The 18,236-nt window shown below is 39.3% G+C and carries 17 protein-coding genes; 10 read left to right on the plus strand and 7 right to left on the minus strand.

Annotation, left to right across the window (positions count from 1 at the left end):
* Positions 1 to 21: 21 nt before the first annotated feature.
* From ACFQ1G_RS02180 to nhaA, 3 genes are all read right to left on the minus strand, one after another.
* Entirely contained in the window at positions 22 to 1,206 is a 1,185-nt protein-coding gene (locus tag ACFQ1G_RS02180; RefSeq protein ID WP_380736624.1) for an acetate/propionate family kinase, read from the minus strand.
* 9 nt (positions 1,207 to 1,215) lie between these two features.
* Entirely contained in the window at positions 1,216 to 3,309 is a 2,094-nt protein-coding gene (gene pta / locus ACFQ1G_RS02185; RefSeq protein WP_380736625.1) for a phosphate acetyltransferase, read from the minus strand.
* A 114-nt stretch (positions 3,310 to 3,423) separates the two neighbouring features.
* Positions 3,424 to 4,818 carry a Na+/H+ antiporter NhaA gene (gene nhaA, locus ACFQ1G_RS02190; RefSeq protein ID WP_380736626.1) on the minus strand — a complete coding sequence of 465 codons (1,395 nt, stop codon included), beginning with the start codon at positions 4,816 to 4,818 and terminating at the stop codon, positions 3,424 to 3,426.
* Between the two features lie 161 nt (positions 4,819 to 4,979).
* On the opposite strand from nhaA, the gene ACFQ1G_RS02195 reads away from it, so the two are divergent.
* The gene (locus ACFQ1G_RS02195; protein WP_380736627.1) at positions 4,980 to 5,711 is read left to right on the plus strand and encodes a class I SAM-dependent methyltransferase; all 732 of its coding nucleotides are present in this window, start codon (positions 4,980 to 4,982) and stop codon (positions 5,709 to 5,711) included.
* 98 nt (positions 5,712 to 5,809) lie between these two features.
* Here the strand turns inward: ACFQ1G_RS02195 and ACFQ1G_RS02200 are convergent, their stop codons facing one another.
* Entirely contained in the window at positions 5,810 to 6,214 is a 405-nt protein-coding gene (locus ACFQ1G_RS02200) for a hypothetical protein (RefSeq protein ID WP_380736628.1), read from the minus strand.
* A 192-nt stretch (positions 6,215 to 6,406) separates the two neighbouring features.
* Here ACFQ1G_RS02200 and ychF point away from each other — a divergent pair, with 192 nt between their 5' ends.
* The 5 genes from ychF (at position 6,407) to mscL (ending at position 13,195) form a co-directional block, all read left to right on the plus strand.
* Positions 6,407 to 7,501: a redox-regulated ATPase YchF gene (ychF, locus tag ACFQ1G_RS02205; protein WP_380736629.1), complete on the plus strand. Its 1,095-nt coding sequence runs from the start codon at positions 6,407 to 6,409 to the stop codon at positions 7,499 to 7,501.
* A gap of 234 nt (positions 7,502 to 7,735) precedes the next feature.
* Positions 7,736 to 9,589, plus strand: a complete 1,854-nt coding sequence (locus ACFQ1G_RS02210) for a DNA topoisomerase IV subunit B (RefSeq protein ID WP_380736630.1) — start codon at positions 7,736 to 7,738, stop codon at positions 9,587 to 9,589.
* 1 nt (position 9,590) lies between these two features.
* A complete protein-coding gene (locus tag ACFQ1G_RS02215) occupies positions 9,591 to 10,073 on the plus strand; it encodes a hypothetical protein (protein ID WP_380736631.1) in 483 nt (160 codons plus the stop codon).
* Complete coding sequence (locus ACFQ1G_RS02220; protein ID WP_380736632.1) at positions 10,074 to 12,755, plus strand: DNA gyrase/topoisomerase IV subunit A; 2,682 nt, start codon at positions 10,074 to 10,076, stop codon at positions 12,753 to 12,755. It begins immediately after the preceding gene.
* Positions 12,755 to 13,195 (plus strand): large-conductance mechanosensitive channel protein MscL, encoded by a 441-nt coding sequence (gene mscL, locus ACFQ1G_RS02225; RefSeq protein ID WP_380736633.1) that lies wholly within the window; start codon positions 12,755 to 12,757, stop codon positions 13,193 to 13,195. The genes ACFQ1G_RS02220 and mscL overlap by 1 nt, the downstream gene beginning before the upstream one ends.
* Position 13,196: 1 nt before the next feature.
* On the opposite strand, the gene ACFQ1G_RS02230 is transcribed toward mscL, so the two are convergent.
* Entirely contained in the window at positions 13,197 to 13,571 is a 375-nt protein-coding gene (locus tag ACFQ1G_RS02230) for a DNA topoisomerase IV (RefSeq protein ID WP_380738437.1), read from the minus strand.
* 31 nt (positions 13,572 to 13,602) lie between these two features.
* Positions 13,603 to 14,019: a helix-turn-helix domain-containing protein gene (locus ACFQ1G_RS02235; RefSeq protein WP_380736634.1), complete on the minus strand. Its 417-nt coding sequence runs from the start codon at positions 14,017 to 14,019 to the stop codon at positions 13,603 to 13,605.
* Between the two features lie 301 nt (positions 14,020 to 14,320).
* Here ACFQ1G_RS02235 and ACFQ1G_RS02240 point away from each other — a divergent pair, with 301 nt between their 5' ends.
* The 4 genes from ACFQ1G_RS02240 to ACFQ1G_RS02255 all read left to right on the plus strand — a co-directional run bounded on the left by ACFQ1G_RS02240 (position 14,321) and on the right by ACFQ1G_RS02255 (position 17,819).
* Entirely contained in the window at positions 14,321 to 15,481 is a 1,161-nt protein-coding gene (locus ACFQ1G_RS02240; RefSeq protein WP_380736635.1) for a M14 family zinc carboxypeptidase, read from the plus strand.
* Between the two features lie 89 nt (positions 15,482 to 15,570).
* Positions 15,571 to 16,050, plus strand: a complete 480-nt coding sequence (locus tag ACFQ1G_RS02245; RefSeq protein WP_380736636.1) for an Lrp/AsnC family transcriptional regulator — start codon at positions 15,571 to 15,573, stop codon at positions 16,048 to 16,050.
* Between the two features lie 88 nt (positions 16,051 to 16,138).
* Positions 16,139 to 17,146 (plus strand): YihY/virulence factor BrkB family protein, encoded by a 1,008-nt coding sequence (locus ACFQ1G_RS02250; protein ID WP_380736637.1) that lies wholly within the window; start codon positions 16,139 to 16,141, stop codon positions 17,144 to 17,146.
* Positions 17,147 to 17,270: 124 nt separating this feature from the next.
* Complete coding sequence (locus ACFQ1G_RS02255; protein WP_380736638.1) at positions 17,271 to 17,819, plus strand: type 1 glutamine amidotransferase domain-containing protein; 549 nt, start codon at positions 17,271 to 17,273, stop codon at positions 17,817 to 17,819.
* A gap of 75 nt (positions 17,820 to 17,894) precedes the next feature.
* Here the strand turns inward: ACFQ1G_RS02255 and ACFQ1G_RS02260 are convergent, their stop codons facing one another.
* Positions 17,895 to 18,200: a hypothetical protein gene (locus tag ACFQ1G_RS02260; RefSeq protein ID WP_380736639.1), complete on the minus strand. Its 306-nt coding sequence runs from the start codon at positions 18,198 to 18,200 to the stop codon at positions 17,895 to 17,897.
* Between the last annotated feature and the right edge of the window lie 36 nt (positions 18,201 to 18,236).

The raw sequence follows: 18,236 nt of genomic DNA on the forward strand, positions 1-18,236 counted from the left end.
AATATTTATTTCAAACGCTTATTAGAGCATTTGAAAGGTTTGTTTTGCAATTTCCAATTCTTCGTTAGTAGGAATTACCATCACCTTCACTTTCGAACTTTCTTTGCTGATCGTTCTGTTTTCCTTGGAGCGTAATGAATTAGTTTCGTCATTCAATTCAATTCCAAGGTAATCCATATTATCACAAACCAGTTTTCTTATCACATCACTGTTCTCGCCGATACCTGCGGTAAAAATGAGTGCATCCAGGCCGTTCATTGTTGCCGCATAGGCGCCAATGTACTTCTTGATCCTGTAAGCATTCATATCTAATGCCAGTTGGCATTCACGGTTTCCTTTGGCAGCCTGCTCTTCAATATCACGCAAATCACTGTAACCGGTTAGCCCCAGCATTCCACTTTTGTGGTGTAGAATATCACTGACTTCCTGCGCCGAATATCCTAAATGTTCAACCATGTAAAAGATCACAGACTGGTCAATGTCTCCGCTTCGGGTTCCCATGATCAATCCGTTAACCGGTCCAAAGCCTAAAGAATGGTCATAGCTTTTCCCATTTTTGACCGCCGTGATGCTGCATCCGTTTCCAAGGTGAACCGTGATCAATTTTGATTCTTTTTTCCCTAGCAGCTCATTCGCTTTTTCTGAAACGTATTTATGACTGGTACCATGAAATCCATAGGACTGGATCTTATGTTTATCATAGAATTCGTTCGGAATAGCAAATCTGTTAGCTCTTTCCGGAATACTCTGGTGAAATGCCGTATCAAATACGCCCACTTGCTTGGCGTTCGGGAAGATCTTTTCTGCGACCTCAATTCCGTTCAGGTTTGGTGGGTTGTGAAGTGGAGCTAGTGAAAAAAGCTCTTTAATGGTGGCTTTCACCTGATCATTGATAATAATGGTATCAGAAAATTTATCACCTCCATGAACTACGCGGTGTCCAATTGCCGGTATATCTGCAGGATCCTGGATAACCCCGTAATCGCTGCTCATTAAGTGCCTGGTCACTTCGGTCAAAGCTACAGAATGGTCTTTGATCTCCATTTCTTCGGAAGTAGAGTAGCCTGCCGATTTATAGTGCAGTTTACCCATCTCCAATCCGATACGTTCTACCAGACCTGATGCCAGCACTTCTTCCGAAGGCATGCTGATTAATTGAAATTTTAAAGAGGAACTCCCTGAGTTTATTACTAAAATATTCTTCATGATTCAATTTTAGATTCCCTGTGCCTGTATGGCTGTGAGAATTACAGTGTTAAATATATCATCTACAGTACAACCGCGACTAAGGTCGTTAACCGGCTTGTTTAACCCTTGTAACATAGGGCCAATTGCCAGTGCACCAGTCTCACGTTGCACCGCTTTATAGGTATTGTTTCCGGTATTAAGATCTGGAAAAATCAGAACGCTTGCCTGTCCCGCCACTTCAGATCCCGGTAATTTACTTTGTCCTACGGTAAGATCTACCGCGGCATCGTACTGAATAGGACCTTCGATCTTAAGATCAGGTCTTTTCTTTTTCACAATTTCGGTAGCTTCTCTTACGCGGTCTACATCTTCTCCTTTTCCAGAGCTTCCCGAAGAGTAGGAGAGCATCGCTATTTTCGGATCAATTCCGAAGGCTTTGCTGCTCTCTGCGGAAGAAATACAGATCTCAGCCAATTCTTCAGCAGTAGGATTCGGGTTGATCGCACAATCTCCGAAAACAGATACCCGATCCTCCAGGCACATGAAGAACACCGAAGAAACTACTGATACTCCAGGTTTGGTCTTGATGAACTGAAGCGCCGGCCTGATGGTATGCTGAGTGGTATGTGCCGCACCAGAAACCATTCCGTCAGCATGACCTTTATAGATCATCATAGTACCGTAATATGATACATCGCTCATAAGGTCTCTGGCGATATCCATATTGATATTCTTATGTTTTCTGAGTTCGTAGAAGGTCTTTACATAATCTTCGAATTGATCTGAAGTAGTAGGATTTATGATATTCAGTTTTTCAAAATCCATTGGCAAGGCCAGTTTCTTGATCCTTTTAAGGATGGCCTCTCCGTCCCCAAGCACCGTCAGGTCTACAAGGTCCATGTCAAGCAACCTGGCAGCAGCCGTAAGTATGCGATCGTCTGTGCCCTCAGGTAAGACAATATGCTTTTTTTCCTGCTGGGCTCGTTTCACAAGGCTGTACTGGAACATTCTTGGAGTGATACCTGCCGGCTGGAAATTAACGAACCTCTCAATAAGTGGATCTATACTAATATACTTTTCAAAAGTACTCACCGAAGTTTCGATCTTTTGAGTACTGTCTGCGTAAATATTCGATTTTATGGCACCAACGCGATTGGTAACATTAAAAGTTCCGTCGTCTACAGAAATGATAGGGACAATCTGAGAAAGTCCTTCTATCAATTGAATAATAGAATCTTCCGGAAGAAGTCCTCCCGTAAGTATGATCCCTGAAATACGCGGGTAATTACTCGAAATATTGGCCTGAAGGGCTCCCAGAATAATATCGGCCCTGTCACCCGGAGTGATTACCAGACTTTCGTTCTTTAAATGTTTCAGGTAGTTTCTTAGCTGCATAGCACCTACATTAAAACTTCCCGATTGGTTATCAAGGTATTCCTCTCCAAAAAGGATCTTTCCGTCAAGTACCTGTACGATCTCCTTTAAAGTAGGGTTAGCCAGGGAGTCCACCAATGGAATGGCAAAGACCGCCACTTCATCCGGTAAAAATTCGCGCATCCCGTTTGTCGCGATAGTGAGGTTTTCCAGTTCGATCTTGTTGCTAACCATTGCCAGCACTCTAACATCTTTATTGCTGAAGGTCTGGTAAGCCATTTGCAGGCTTCCCATAAGACCTTCTTTAGTTTTACCGCGACCACTTGCAACGATGATCACAGGCAGCCCCAGGTTTTTGGCAATTGTTACATTTTCATCAAACTCAAAAATGCTTCCTTCGCCTGAAAAATCACTTCCTTCTACCAGAACAAAATCAAATGATTCTTCCAGTTTCTTGTATTTTCTAATGATAGTATCTAGGATCTCTCCCGATTTTCCTTCATTTCGTTTCTGGGTTACCTCGCTACGGGTAAAAGCAAATGAATCCTCGTATTTTAAAGGCAGATCAAAATATTTTAAAATGGTCTCAATATGATTATCCTTTGCGCCCGGTTTTTTGTCGTTAATAATAGGCCTGAAATAACCTACTTTTACGGTTTTTCCGAGCAAGGCTCTCATTAGTCCAAGTGAGATGAGCGACTTACCGCTGTGGGGCTCTAAAGTCGCAATATATAGTCCTTTGTTCATAGTTTTTAAATTCTGGAACAAAAGTAAAGTTATTTCAAAAGTTAGGCAGGATGTTTGGGTTAAAAATGCGGTAAATCTGACCAATATCAGCCATCGCCCATTTTTAGGTTACCTTCAATTTCTGTGATAAAGTTGTTTACTGATGAAATTCAGGTTTTTGAAGTTCAGGCTTTTTTTTGTGGTCTTTTTGGGAACAAATTTTTCTTGATCTGTTGTCTTTTTGAGATAAAAGAAGCCTATGAATCCTGCTATTATTGAAGCAAGGAAGATACCCACTTTTGCCTGGCTGGCATAAAGTTCATTGTCGAATGCAAGTTCCGTAATAAACAAGGACATAGTAAATCCAATGGCTCCCAAAAATCCAAGTCCGTAAATATGATTCCATTTTACACCGGTTGGAAGGACACTTAATTTAGTTGAAACCATCAATCTTGTAATAAGTACAATACCCAGGAATTTTCCGAGGATCAATCCTAAAACCACACCTATGGTTACCGGATTTAATACAGCATTGATCGAACTAACATCAATTCTAACGCCTGCATTAGCAAATGCGAAAAGTGGCAGGACCACAAAACTTACTAAAGGATACAATGCATGTTCTAATCTTTGCAGTGGTGGCGTGGCATCAATTGCCAGGGAAGTGAACTTTTCAATTGATTTTACAATATCCTCTTCGGTAGCTTTTGCTTTGGATTTCCTTTTAACTTCATTTGAGAGCCACTTAACTTTCCGTAGAAATACCGGAGTGTCTATTTTTTTGGTAGTGGGAATTGTGAATGCTGCAAGCACGGCTGCGATGGTAGCATGCACTCCCGAAAGTAAGATGGCCATCCAGAGCCCACCGATTCCCATAAGGGCATAAAACCACACATTTCTTATCCCCATTTGGTTAGCTGTTAACAGGATCATTAGGAAGAATCCCGCAATTAAAAGATTTTCTGTAGAGAGTTCAGCAGTATAAAAGAAGGCGATAACCAGGACCGCACCCATGTCATCGACGATCGCGATCGCGGTAAGAAATACTTTTAAAGGTAAGGGAACCCGGTCTCCCAATAAATACAGGATCCCAAGGGCAAAGGCAATATCGGTAGCCATGGGAATTCCCCACCCGGAAAGAGAGTCTGTTCCCGAATTAAATATAAAGTAAATAGCAGCCGGAACTATCATCCCGCCGGCTGCGGCTGCGATAGGTAGTACGGCTCCTTTTACACTTGCAAGGTGACCATGCATGATTTCCCGTTTTAGCTCGAGTCCCACCATAAAAAAGAATATGGACATGAGTCCGTCATTGATCCAGTGTAAAAGGCTTTTTTCGATCAAAAAATCTTCAAATCCAATATGAATATGCTGGTTCCAGAATTCATGGTATTGATGGCTCCAGGGAGAATTGGCAAATAGAACTGCCAGGATGGCTGAGAAAATGAGCAATAACCCAACAGAGGTTTGTTTCTCAATGAAATTCTTTAACGGTAACAGTAAGTATATTTCCAGGTTGGTTTTTTTCATGTCTGGAGTTTTGAGGCCGGTTATTGTTTTAGAAAATCTACCATTAATTTAACGATTTTAATTAGAACAAAGCTGATGAGGATCAGTTACTTGCCTATTTGTGAAATTTATTTGTTCATCCGATTCAGAACTATCTCAAAATTTAATATTTTAAGAAGGTTATGAAAGATAACTTCTCCAGGAACTCTGATAAATATGCTCTTTACAGGCCCGGCTATCCGGAAGAACTTTTTCAATACTTAAAAGGGCTTACGACACAAAAGCAAAGGGCCTGGGACTGCGGAACAGGCAACGGACAGGTAGCTTCAAAATTGTCTGAGTTCATGACCGAAGTTTATGCGACAGATATCAGTGAACAACAGCTCAGTCAGGCTATAAAAAAAGCGAATATCACGTACTCAAAACAACCGGCTGAAAGCACCAATTTCCCGGAGAAATGCTTTGACCTGATCACCATAGCACAAGCTATACACTGGTTTAATTTTCAGGATTTTTATAAGGAGGTGCGAAGAGTGTTAAAACCTACCGGTTATATTGCAGTGATAGGTTATGGACTTTTCAGATGTAATCTGGAAACAGAAAATATTATTGACCATTTGTACAGGGATATTTTAGGGGAGTATTGGGATGCGGAACGTCAATATCTTGAAGGCAATTACCAGGGAATTCCATTTCCGTTCCGGGAAATTAAAACGCCGGAATTCCAACTTTCTGAAAAATGGTCTTTTGAGCACCTTACTGGATATTTGAACACATGGTCGGCAGTTAAGCATTATGAAAAGGCAACTGGAGAAAATCCGGTATTATTTGTACGTGAAGAACTTCAAAGAGCTTTTGGACAAGAAGGCAAGGTGATATTTCCTACTTTATTCAGGGTAGGAATGCTTAGATAAAAAAAAAGGCGAATCAGATCACTCTGAAACGCCTTTACAGTGTAGGGTATATTGAGTACATTTTAAGAAAAAACAGCCCTAACTCTCTTTTTTCCTACCTAATCTGCATCTGCCATTATAGGGTCTTTCATGTACCTTTCCTCGATCACGCTGTCTTTTACCTTGTCATATCGCAGGGTTCTAAAATTCCCTAAAGAATCAAACCGTCCAAAAGAAACATTATCATTGATTGAACTGGTCATTATATATAAGCCGTCATCTGTAGTTTTGCGAAGGTCACCGAAGTCAATATTTTCAGAGTTCTGATTGGTTCTTATGTGAATACGACCTGCTTCCGGGGTAAAAGTAAATTGCTGATCATGTAACTTATATTTTGTGGGTTCAATAAGTTTGAAATAGGGATGATTATTTTGGTTTTCGGAGGAATTCTCTTTATTCTCTGTTTTTTGAGAGAATCCTGTCATGCAGAAAAGAAGGGAGAATAATAATACTAAGGTTCTCATTAGCTCATCTTTGAATATTATAAAATTAAGGGATACTCTTGTTAAGAGCTGATAAAGCTTCGTTACATTTTTATTAAAAGATGAGAAATCAGGGAAAAACCTTCTGAAATTTTTCAGAAGCACAACTGTATTTATTTCTCGATACTTATACTTATCTTTGCAGCCGCAAAAAACAGCACCAAACACTATTATATGAAAGCCGGAATTGTAGGATTACCAAACGTAGGAAAATCAACATTGTTCAATTGTCTGTCAAACGCAAAGGCACAAAGCGCGAATTTCCCTTTTTGTACCATTGAACCGAATGTTGGAGTGGTAAACGTACCCGATAAAAGGCTTGAAAAGCTGGAAAGCCTTGTGAATCCTGAAAGAGTACTTCCTGCAACTGTTGAGATCGTCGATATTGCCGGTCTTGTAAAAGGTGCCAGCAAGGGTGAAGGTTTAGGTAACCAATTCCTGGGAAATATTCGTGAAACTGATGCGATCCTGCACGTTCTTCGTTGTTTTCAAAATGATAATATTGTTCACGTTGATGGTTCAATTGATCCTGTTAGAGATAAAGAGACCATTGACATGGAACTTCAGTTGAAGGACCTAGAAACGGTTGAAAAGAAGCTGGATAAGGTAAAACGTGCTGCAAAAACAGGAAATAAAGAAGCTCAAAAAGAAGAAGCGGCTCTTTTAAAAGTGAAAGCCGGACTTGAAGCTGGAAACTCAGTTAGAGCGGTAGAGCTTACAGAATCTGAAAGAGAAGAATTTATCAAGCCTTTACAGTTCATTACAGATAAACCTGTAATGTACGTTTGTAATGTAAATGAAGAAGATGCTGTTTCCGGAAATGAATATGTGGAAAAGGTAAAAGAAGCTGTGAAGAACGAAGGCGCCGAAGTACTGGTGCTGGCAGTAGGAACAGAAGCTGATATTACTGAACTGGAAGATTATGAGGAGCGTCAAATGTTTCTTCAGGACATTGGTCTAGATGAACCTGGATCTGCTAAACTAATTCGAGGAGCCTATAAATTGCTTAACCTTCAAACATATTTTACTGCCGGTGTAAAAGAGGTGAGGGCCTGGACCATACCGGTTGGTTCCACTGCGCCACAGGCTGCAGGAGTTATACATACCGACTTCGAAAAAGGTTTTATCCGTGCTGAAGTGATCGCCTATGATGATTATGTGTCATTCGGAAGTGAAGCGAAGGTGAAAGAAGCCGGGAAAATGCGGGTAGAAGGGAAGGAATACATCGTTAAGGACGGTGATGTGATGCACTTCAGGTTTAACGTGTAAACCGAACTTCTCACTTTTAAATACTTCGCCCTCATAATAGGAGCGAAATCTTTTTCTTGAAAATTTCTGAAAAATAATAATTTCAGAAAATGAGCTTTTGAAAGGTATTTCTTACACACTCTTTTTCAGGCTGTAAATCAATTGTGTGAAACATTTGTTAATTATTTTGTGAGCGGAAGGTTTCAACTTTTTGGTGGAAATCTTATATTAGCCACATAACAGGAGGAAGAACCTATGAGCGAAGAAACAAAATATACCGAGGACAATATACGGTCGCTGGACTGGAAGGAGCATATTAGAATGCGTCCCGGAATGTATATTGGAAAACTTGGTGACGGCTCCAGTGCCGATGATGGGATCTATATTCTATTAAAAGAGGTGATTGATAACTGTATCGATGAATTTGTCATGGGTGCAGGTAAAACCATTGAAATTTCCGTTCAAAACCAAAAAGTGATCGTTCGTGATTACGGACGTGGGATTCCTTTAGGGAAAGTGGTTGATGTGGTTTCTAAAATGAACACCGGTGGAAAGTATGACACCCGTGCGTTTAAGAAATCTGTTGGTCTGAACGGGGTTGGTACCAAGGCTGTTAACGCGCTTTCTTCCAATTTTAGAGTAGAGTCTACCAGGGATGGGAAATCCAAATCTGCAGAATTTGAGCAAGGTAATCTGATTAATGAGGAAGAACTTGAAGAAACCTCCAGAAGAAGAGGAACCAAGGTTACTTTCACTCCAGATGAACTGATCTTTAAACACTATAAGTTTAGATCTGAATACATTGAAAAAATGCTTAAGAACTATGTGTACCTCAATCCGGGGCTTACAATAGTTTTTAATGGCGAGAAGTTCTATTCCGAAAACGGATTAAAAGACCTTCTTGCAGACAGCATCCATCAGGATGACAGGCTGTATCCTATTATTCACCTTAGAGGGAACGACATTGAGGTGGCGATCACCCATAGTAAATCTCAATACAGCGAAGAATACCATTCCTTTGTGAATGGTCAGAATACTTCACAAGGTGGAACGCATCAATCGGCTTTTAGAGAAGCGCTTGTGAAGACCATCAGGGAGTTCTACGGAAAGAATTTCGAAGCGAGTGATGTTCGAAAATCTGTAGTTTCAGCCATTTCAATCAAGGTAATGGAGCCTGTTTTTGAGAGTCAGACCAAGACCAAACTGGGGTCTACAGATATGGGGGGAGACCTTCCGACGGTTAGAACTTATATCAACGATTTCTTAAAAACACAATTAGATAATTACCTCCACAAAAATCAGGAAACTGCCGAATTACTTCAGCGTAAGATCTTGCAGGCTGAGCGTGAGAGAAAGGAATTATCTGGAATTAGAAAACTGGCAAAGGATCGTGCGAAAAAAGCCAGTCTTCACAATAAAAAATTAAGAGACTGCCGAATTCACCTGGGGGATAATAAAAAGGAAAGATATCTTGAAAGCACCCTTTTTATCACCGAGGGTGACTCTGCGAGTGGATCGATCACTAAATCCCGCGATGTAAATACTCAGGCGGTATTCAGTTTAAGAGGGAAGCCTTTGAATTCCTACGGGATGTCAAAGAAGATCGTATACGAGAATGAGGAATTCAACCTGCTTCAGGCGGCTTTAAATATTGAAGAGTCGATGGAAGACCTTCGGTATAATAATATTGTGATCGCGACCGATGCCGATGTCGATGGAATGCACATCAGGTTGTTATTGATCACCTTCTTTTTGCAATTCTTTCCGGAGTTGATAAAGGAGAATCACTTATATATTCTTCAGACGCCACTTTTCAGGGTAAGAAATAAAAAAGAAACCATTTACTGTTATAGTGAGTATGAGAGGAAAGAGGCAGTAGCCAAACTTTCCGGAAAACCTGAGATCACACGATTTAAGGGGCTTGGTGAGATTTCACCAGATGAATTCCAGCATTTTATTGGTGATGATATCCGCTTGGATCCGGTTATGCTGGATAAGGATATGTCAATTGAAGAGCTGTTGAGTTTTTATATGGGAAAAAATACACCGGACCGACAAGAGTTCATTATTGATAATCTTAAGGTTGAACTGGATCTGATCGAAGAGTAGGATGAAGTTCAAAAACAAAAAGGAAACAAGCATAGTTCCTTCGGTCTATATTTTAGTGTTGGTGGTATTTTTCACCAATACATTCGCTTCGATTGAATTGAAGTATGATGATGTTCCTTTTAATTACAGCAGTTTGATCCCAAGTGTGATCGCTGTTCTATTAGGAGTGTACATTTTTATAATTGGCAGATCATTCGAATTTGATAGTGACGGGGAAACCCTCAATTTACGCAGCAACGGACTCCTGCTTTCTAATTTTATGAGATACCGGGACCAACGAACTGAAATTCCGAAGTCTAAATTACAGGGGTTCAGAGTGGAGAATTACTTTTTTTTCAAGCAGCTCCACATTTTTATCAATTCAAGAAATCATAGAGGTTACCGCCATTATAAATATAACATTACTTTATTATCGGGAAATAAGACCCGGTTATTAAAGACTTCTTTAGCAAAAGTGTTAGAGAAAAATAAAGCAAAGTCTTAAATGGAGAACGAAAATCAGAACGATCCTCAAGAGGAACAATTTGACCAGAGTCCGGAAGTGCAAGGGGAAGAGCAGGAAGTTCTTACCCGGGTAACCGGTATGTATAAAGACTGGTTTTTAGATTATGCTTCATATGTAATTCTTGAAAGAGCAGTTCCTGCTATCGAGGATGGCTTTAAGCCGGTGCAGAGACGTATCATGCATTCCATGAAAGATCTGGATGATGGGCGCTATAACAAGGTTGCGAACATTGTTGGTCATACCATGCAGTATCATCCTCACGGGGACGCGAGTATTGGAGATGCGATGGTGCAGGTGGGCCAAAAAGACCTTTTGATCGATACCCAGGGGAACTGGGGAAATATACTTACCGGAGATGGATCGGCCGCAGCCCGATATATTGAGGCACGATTGTCAAAGTTCGCTCTGGATGTAGTTTATAATCCCAAGATCACCGAATGGCAGCTTTCTTACGACGGAAGAAAAAAAGAACCGGTAAACCTTCCGGTAATGTTTCCGCTTTTGCTTGCTCAAGGAGCTGAAGGGATCGCCGTAGGACTAAGTACCAAGATCCTGCCCCATAACTTTATTGAGCTCATAGACGCCAGTGTAAAACACCTTAAAGGAAAGAGATTTCAAATTTTTCCAGACTTTGCAACAGGAGGGATCGCTGATGTCACAAACTATAATGACGGACTAAGAGGAGGTCGTGTAAGGGTGCGCGCAAAGATATCTCAGTTAGATAAAAACACACTGGTTATAAAGGAGATACCTTTTAGCACTAACACTTCTACTTTAATTGATTCTATCCTTAAAGCCAACGAAAAAGGAAAGATAAAGGTCAAAAAAATTGAGGACAATACCTCCAGTGAAGTAGAGATCCTTATCCATTTACCGAATAATATTTCGCCGGATAAAACCATTGATGCCCTTTACGCCTTCACCAATTGTGAGGTCTCAATTTCTCCGCTTAGTTGTGTGATCATCGACAATAAGCCTGCATTTTTAGGAGTTTCTGAAATTTTACGACGCTCTACAGATCATACGGTGGCACTTTTGAAGAGTGACCTGGAGATAAAACTGGATGAATTTCAGGAGCAATGGCATTTCGCGTCACTGGAAAGGATCTTCATTGAGAAGAGGATCTATCGCGACATTGAAGAAGAGGAGACCTGGGAAGGTGTGATCAAGGCGATCGATGCCGGATTAAAACCGCATATCACACACTTGAAGCGAGCGGTGACCGAAGAAGATATTGTGAGATTGACCGAGATCCGTATCAAGCGTATCTCAAAGTTCGATATAGATAAGGCACAGCAAAAAATTGAGGCTCTGGAAGATGAGATCGCTCAAATAAAACATCATCTGGATAACCTTATTGAGTATGCTATCGCTTATTTCAACAGACTTAAGAAAGACTACGGAAAAGGTAAAGAAAGAAAAACAGAACTTCGAATTTTCGAAGATATTGAAGCGACAAAAGTTGTAATTCGAAATACAAAACTTTACGTGAACCGAAAAGAAGGTTTCGTAGGAACATCTTTGAAGCGCGATGAATATGTAACTGACTGTTCAGATATAGACGATGTCATCTGCTTTACCAAGGATGGTAAGATGATGGTGACCAAGGTGGATTCTAAAACCTTTATTGGCAAAGACATCATTCACGTTGCGATTTTCAAGAAAAAAGACAAGAGGACCATCTACAACCTTATCTACAAGGATGGAAAAGGTGGATCTTCTTACATCAAGAGATTTGCTGTCACTTCGGTAACCCGGGATCGGGAATATGATTTAACTCAAGGCAAAAAAGGATCTGAGATCCTGTATTTCACCGCAAATCCAAATGGGGAAGCAGAAGTGGTGATGGTTTACCTTAGACAGGTGGGAAGCATCAAAAAATTGAAATTCGAAGTAGATTTTGCTGATATGGCTATTAAAGGCCGTGCAGTAAAAGGAAACATCGTGACAAAATATCCGGTGAAAAAAATTGAACTGAAGGAGGAAGGGGTATCAACCCTGAAACCTCGTAGAATTTGGTTCGACGAAACCGTGAAGAGATTGAACGTCGATGACCGTGGTGAATTGCTGGGAGAATTTAAAGGCGAAGACAGGTTGTTGATCATTACACAGAATGGAGTTGCAAAAACCATTAAACCGGAACTAACCACTCGATTTGATGAGAATATTGTGGTTCTCGAAAAATGGGTTCCAAATAAACCAATTTCCGCGATCTACTGGGAAGCTGAAAAAGAAAAATTCTACGTAAAACGATTCCTGATTGAAAATGAGGAGAAAGAGGAAAATTTCATAGGGGATCATCCTAAGTCGTACCTCGAGATCGTTTCTACAGATTATTTACCGGTAGCCGAAGTAGTATACACTAAAATAAGAGGAAAAGATCAGAAACCTAATGACGTTCTTGAACTTGAAGAATTCATTTCGGTAAAGGGGATTAAGGCGCTTGGTAATCAGCTTACTACGGAAAAGGTTAAGCAGATAAATTTATTGGATCCTAAACCTTTTGAAGCTCCTGCCGAAACAGTTCTCGAAGAAATGGAAGTTGTAGATGAGGAAGATGTTAACGGTGAAGATTCTGATGAATCTCCGGATTTTTCCGAAGGGAAAATAAAGAAAAAGGGCAATCCTGATGATAAGACCCAAATAAAGCTTTTTGATTAATGGGATTGCTGAAGGAGTTTAAGGAATTTGCGATCAAAGGGAACATGATCGACATGGCTGTAGGTATTATTATAGGAACAGCCTTTAATAAAGTCCTCACTGTCCTGGTACAGCAAATAATCATGCCTCCGTTATCTATGATGACTGCGGGCATCAATTACGCCGATAGAAAATATATTCTGCGCGAAGCTTCCCCGGCAATTGACGGCAGCTCTAAGACCGAAGAAATATCCATAGGCTATGGACTTTTAATTGAGGTATTGATAGATTTTCTTGTTATTGGTTTCACCATCTTTTTGGTGGTGAAGGTCATGAATCGTTTCCGAAGAAAAGCAGAAGATCCCAATAATAAGGAGGTTGCACCAGCACGGAACATTCAACTCCTGGAGAACATCAATAAGTTGATGGAAGAACAAAATGATCTTTTAAAGAAGAAATAGATCAGTCAACCTTTACAGCCGTACCTTTCTGTTTTTGCGTTTCTCCTACCAGGCCGTATTCAAAAGTGTACGTATTCTTCTTAGTGGTAAGGATCTTCATGTGTATTGGTTTTTCCTCTGCGCGATTTTTGGGATTTTTATTTTTAACCAGGTATTCACATTCATTTATCCAGCGAATTGAAGAAGTATCTGCGTTTCCGCGGAAATAATCTATTTCCATCGTATCATTTCTAATAAACCTGGTTTTTACCAACTCCCCGTTAAGGTAAGATTCAAATTCAAAAGTACCGGTTTTAAAATCGGCACAATTTCTTTCGGGCTGATAGCAGGAAACTATGCTTAACGCAGCTAGTAGAAGTAGAAGGAATTTTCGCATACTGCAAAGAAATGGCATTTTTACTTCAGAATCAATTTTCAAATGCTTCAAAAGTTCCATCCTGGTAGAAAATTACAATTCTGCTGATTGGTTTTTTATAGTTTGACAAAGGAAAATCCTTTACACTCTCCGGTCGTGAATCTTCATGAGGCTGAAAAAGGTCAGGTTGAGGAGATCGGGCAGGAGCTTTTTGTGGAATGGCTTCCTGTTTTGTTTCTTCTTTTTTAGGAAAACTTCCTTTTCCATTCAACAGCCAATAGAGTTCCACATCTGGAAAAGCGTTTACGATCTTCATCACAAAATCCAGACTCGGTTTATTTCTTCCGGAGAGCAGATGGGAAATAGAGGAGCGACCAACATCAATTTTATCAGCAAAGGATGCTGCAGAAAGATCATGATATCCCATGATCTTATGGAGTCGTTCTGTGAATTCTGAAGTGTTTACCATTGTAAACAGAGGTTTAGAGTTTAACTATTTACAAATGTAAAACAATGTTTACAATAAAACAAGTTACAGTTGTAAACAGATGCGCAAGCCAAGTGGATTATTGAAGTGTTACTATACATAAAAGTGCATAAAAACCTAAAAAAGAGTAATTTAAATCATTTTTTAAGGGATTATGGATAAATTCCAAGCACGGAGATCGCTAGAACCATAAACATTAATGGCTTTTGTTTACAATCATAAACAATTAAGTGTAATTAACCTGTTTACAATTGTGAAATTGTATTTATTTACTTTTGTAAACATGGAAAAAGAACTCAGCATTAATAACTTTTTGGAACATTATCCATCGTTCGGAAATCAGGAAATTTCAGGGCGTTATTTATCATTTGAAGAAATTCAAAATTCCCTGGAGGATTTGAAATCTAATTTTACTGTTATAGAGATTGGTCGCTCTTTTTTAAATATCCCTATACAAACTATACGATTAGGATCAGGAAATATTAAAATTCTGGCCTGGTCCCAGATGCACGGGAATGAATCAACTACTACTAAGGCTTTATTTGACCTTTTTAATCTTTTTCGTTTTAAGGAGGATTCTGAATTGATTCAAAATATTCTGAAAAAATGTACCATTCTGGTAATTCCTATGCTGAACCCTGATGGTGCTGCCCGTTATACCAGGGAAAATGTAAACGGAGTGGACCTTAATCGTGATGCCCAAGACCAAAAAGAGGTCGAGAGTAAGGTACTAAGGTCTTGTTATGAAGACTTTCAACCGAATTTTTGTTTTAATCTTCATGATCAACGGACAATTTTTAGTGCAGGGGAAACAAAAATACCCGCTACCATTTCATTTTTAACACCTTCTATGGATAAAGATAGGTCCCAAACAGAGTCGAGGACCGAATCTATGCAAGTTATTGCTGCCATGAATGAAGTGTTGCAATCTTTTATCCCCAAACAGGTTGGAAGATATGACGATGCTTTCAATATAAATTGCACGGGAGACACCTTTCAGTCATTAAATACTCCTACAATATTATTTGAAGCAGGTCATTTTAAAGACTATTTAAGGGAGGATACCCGCAAATATATGGCACTAGCTATCTTTAAGGGTTTCCAGTCCATAGGAGACAGAACTTATTTAAATCATAAGATAGAAGAGTACTTCAATATCCCGGAAAACCAGAAGAATTTATACGATGTGATTCTTCGGAATGCTCAAAATGACGGGAAGGTAGTAGATATTGCAATTCAGTTTAATGAAAAGATTAAAGGTAAAAGGATCCATTTTGAACCCATAGTACAGGAAATATCTGGAAATATTTCCAAGTTTGGTCACAGAGAAATTGATTGTGCTAACAAGGAAGTAAAATTACCTACCGGAAAATTTATTAACGAAAACGATATAGTCGCTACGATTTTGTTAAATGATGAGCAGTTATCAATAATATCTCAATAAATTCCGGAAATATTGTTTATAATCCAACCATTTTGTAGTAATTTTGTAGTTCGTTGAAAATAATGAAGAATTACCGAAAATAAAAAGATATGGCAAAGTTTAGATTAGATGAAACAGATCACCAGATCCTGAACATGTTGATTGATAATACCAGGACTCCTTTTACTGATATTGCTAAAAAATTAATGATATCAGCCGGAACGGTGCATGTAAGGGTGAAGAAGATGGAAGAGGCAGGGATCATTCTAGGGTCTTCCCTAACCTTGAATTATGAGAAACTTGGATACGCATTTATTGCATATGTAGGGATCTTTCTGCAAAACACATCACAAACCAAGTTTGTTTTGGAAAGAATAAATGAAATTCCATTTGTAACTGTGGCTCACGTAACAACAGGCAAATTCAATGTGTTCTGTAAAATTCGTGCGAGAGATACTCAACATGCTAAGGAAATAATTTTTAAGCTGGATGATATTGATGGAGTGTACAGAACTGAAACTATGATTTCCCTAGAAGAAAGTATCAATGATAAAAAGCGTTTGATGCATTCTATTTTTGAGAATCTGTAACAATATTAAATTCTTATTAAAAGGCCCCTTAAACGCTGTGTTTAAGGGGTTTTTTTATACATTATAGTGAATTTCCATTAGGAGAGATATGAGGATAAAGCACAAACTGACTTCCTTTTGGAGCCTGATCAAAAAGACCTATTTTAATTGGAACCGTAATGATCCCTGGGCCAGAAGTGCCACCATCGCTTATTATGCCCTTTTTTCACTTCCTTCTTTATTAATCATAGTCGTTTCGGTAGCGGGTTACTTTTTTGGACAGGAGGCCGTTCAGGGAAGAATTACCACGCAGATAAGTGAGTTTATTGGAGTAGAATCTGCCAGGGCAATTGAAGGTATGATTGCGAATGCCGCGCTGAATGACAGTTCAACTCTCGCCCTAATATTTGGATTTGCTTTTTTGATCTTTGGTGCTACCGGTGTATTTTTTCAACTTAAAGCAGCCATGAACAACATTTGGAATGTGGCAGCCAAAAGAAATACGGTTAAAAGGATCATTATCAACAGGATAATATCCCTGGGGATGGTTTTTGTACTAGGGCTTTTAATGCTCATTTCACTGGTTATTTCAGCTATACTGGCTGCTCTTAATGATTATCTGGCCTCGATAGCGCCAGTAATTACAACCTTCATGCTGGACCTTTTGAATTTCCTTATCTCTTTTATCATAATAACCTCTCTTTTCGCAGCCATTTTTAAATGGTTACCTGACGTAAAATTAAGATGGAAGACCACTTATTTAGGTGCCATGCTCACCACAGTTTTGTTTCTCCTTGCAGAGTATATCATCGGATTCTATTTTGGGCAAAGTAACCCGGGATCGGTTTATGGGGGAGCGTCTTCTGTAGTTTTAATCTTATTGTGGGTTTATTACACCTGTCTCATCGTATTTTTTGGTGCCGAATTCACCGTTCAGTATGCTTTGCACAAAAAAGATAGGGTGGAACCTAACGAGTATGCAGAACCCGCCATCTACCGAGAATTGGAACTATTGGAGAGAAAGAAAGGTCAGTTAATTGATGAAAAACGCCTGTTGGACACTCTGCAATCTTATTCCGAGGAAGATGAAAGTGATTCCTCAAAATCTTCCAAATAAATTCCCGTTTCAGTTTATAAAGCTTTAACTCTATAGCAGCAAAAATTACCAGCTCTTTAATAGAGAATGTAGGAGGTGGTTCCTATCTTATTATTGAATGTTTAACCACAAAAATAAGAGAACAATGAATAAGAAAGTAGCTATTTTGGCGACCGATGGTTTTGAGGAAGTTGAACTTACATCTCCTAAAGATGCGATGGAAAAAGAAGGGTTTGAAGTTCATATAATAAGCCCTAAAGGAGGTAAAATAAAAGCTTGGGACAAAACAGATTGGTCTAAGGAATATACAGTTGACAAAAAATTATCTGAGGTCTCCTCAAAAGATTATAATGCACTTATGCTTCCCGGGGGAGTTATAAATCCGGATAATTTAAGAACCAATAAGGAAGCTTTGCAGTTTGTGCGGGAGTTCTTTGAACAGAAAAAACCCGTAGCCGCAATATGCCACGGACCGTGGACCCTTATAAGCGCAGGAGTGGTAAAAGGAAGAAAAATGACATCTTATAATTCTATTAAAGATGACCTAATTAATGCCGGTGCCAACTGGGTAGATGAAGAAGTGGTTGTTGATGAAGGTTTCGTTACCAGTAGAAATCCTGATGACTTGCCGGCTTTTAACTCCAAGTTGATAGAAGAGATCAAGGAGGGAAAACATGAAGATCAACATGCTTAATTGATATTTTATGGAAAGCATAAAAAAAGGAACCTTTTTGAAGGTTCCTTTTTTTATATCATAGGGAAAAGACCTTTAGTCTTCCTCTTCTTCATCTGTTTCTTCGTCGGCCTTCTCCGGAAGGTCTACAATGGGTTCATTGAAGTCTGAATCGTCATAATCTTCTTCGTCATAATTAGCCATAGTATTTTCAAGCCTTGTACTAACCTTTACAAGATAAATACTATCCTCTGTTCTCACTTCCACAGCTTCAACCGTTTCATTTTTAGCATTTTTAAATGAAATGATCTGGTCATCATCATATCCGTCAGGATACTTCTCAACTAACAGGCTTAAAATTTCGGGAGTAAGCTTCTTGTAATCAACAATGATTCTTTTCATAAATAATTCTTTGGTCATGCATCTAAGCGAAAATAA

It is taken from the genome of Salinimicrobium gaetbulicola (assembly GCF_042676025.1).
Classification (GTDB): Bacteria; Bacteroidota; Bacteroidia; order Flavobacteriales; family Flavobacteriaceae; genus Salinimicrobium; species Salinimicrobium gaetbulicola.

Bases quoted from the DNA above. Each gene is read 5' to 3' on its own strand.
- ACFQ1G_RS02180 (WP_380736624.1), bottom strand. From the start codon at position 1,206: ATGAAGAATATTTTAGTAATAAACTCAGGGAGTTCCTCTTTAAAATTT.
- ACFQ1G_RS02255 (WP_380736638.1), top strand. From the start codon at position 17,271: ATGAATAAGAAAGTAGCTATTTTGGCGACCGATGGTTTTGAGGAAGTT.
- ACFQ1G_RS02195 (WP_380736627.1), top strand. From the start codon at position 4,980: ATGAAAGATAACTTCTCCAGGAACTCTGATAAATATGCTCTTTACAGG.
- ACFQ1G_RS02250 (WP_380736637.1), top strand. From the start codon at position 16,139: ATGAGGATAAAGCACAAACTGACTTCCTTTTGGAGCCTGATCAAAAAG.
- ACFQ1G_RS02235 (WP_380736634.1), bottom strand. From the start codon at position 14,019: ATGGTAAACACTTCAGAATTCACAGAACGACTCCATAAGATCATGGGA.
- pta (WP_380736625.1), bottom strand. From the start codon at position 3,309: ATGAACAAAGGACTATATATTGCGACTTTAGAGCCCCACAGCGGTAAG.
- ACFQ1G_RS02240 (WP_380736635.1), top strand. From the start codon at position 14,321: ATGGAAAAAGAACTCAGCATTAATAACTTTTTGGAACATTATCCATCG.
- ychF (WP_380736629.1), top strand. From the start codon at position 6,407: ATGAAAGCCGGAATTGTAGGATTACCAAACGTAGGAAAATCAACATTG.
- ACFQ1G_RS02220 (WP_380736632.1), top strand. From the start codon at position 10,074: ATGGAGAACGAAAATCAGAACGATCCTCAAGAGGAACAATTTGACCAG.
- ACFQ1G_RS02260 (WP_380736639.1), bottom strand. From the start codon at position 18,200: ATGAAAAGAATCATTGTTGATTACAAGAAGCTTACTCCCGAAATTTTA.
- ACFQ1G_RS02210 (WP_380736630.1), top strand. From the start codon at position 7,736: ATGAGCGAAGAAACAAAATATACCGAGGACAATATACGGTCGCTGGAC.
- ACFQ1G_RS02245 (WP_380736636.1), top strand. From the start codon at position 15,571: ATGGCAAAGTTTAGATTAGATGAAACAGATCACCAGATCCTGAACATG.
- nhaA (WP_380736626.1), bottom strand. From the start codon at position 4,818: ATGAAAAAAACCAACCTGGAAATATACTTACTGTTACCGTTAAAGAAT.
- ACFQ1G_RS02215 (WP_380736631.1), top strand. From the start codon at position 9,591: ATGAAGTTCAAAAACAAAAAGGAAACAAGCATAGTTCCTTCGGTCTAT.
- ACFQ1G_RS02230 (WP_380738437.1), bottom strand. From the start codon at position 13,571: ATGCGAAAATTCCTTCTACTTCTACTAGCTGCGTTAAGCATAGTTTCC.
- mscL (WP_380736633.1), top strand. From the start codon at position 12,755: ATGGGATTGCTGAAGGAGTTTAAGGAATTTGCGATCAAAGGGAACATG.
- ACFQ1G_RS02200 (WP_380736628.1), bottom strand. From the start codon at position 6,214: ATGAGAACCTTAGTATTATTATTCTCCCTTCTTTTCTGCATGACAGGA.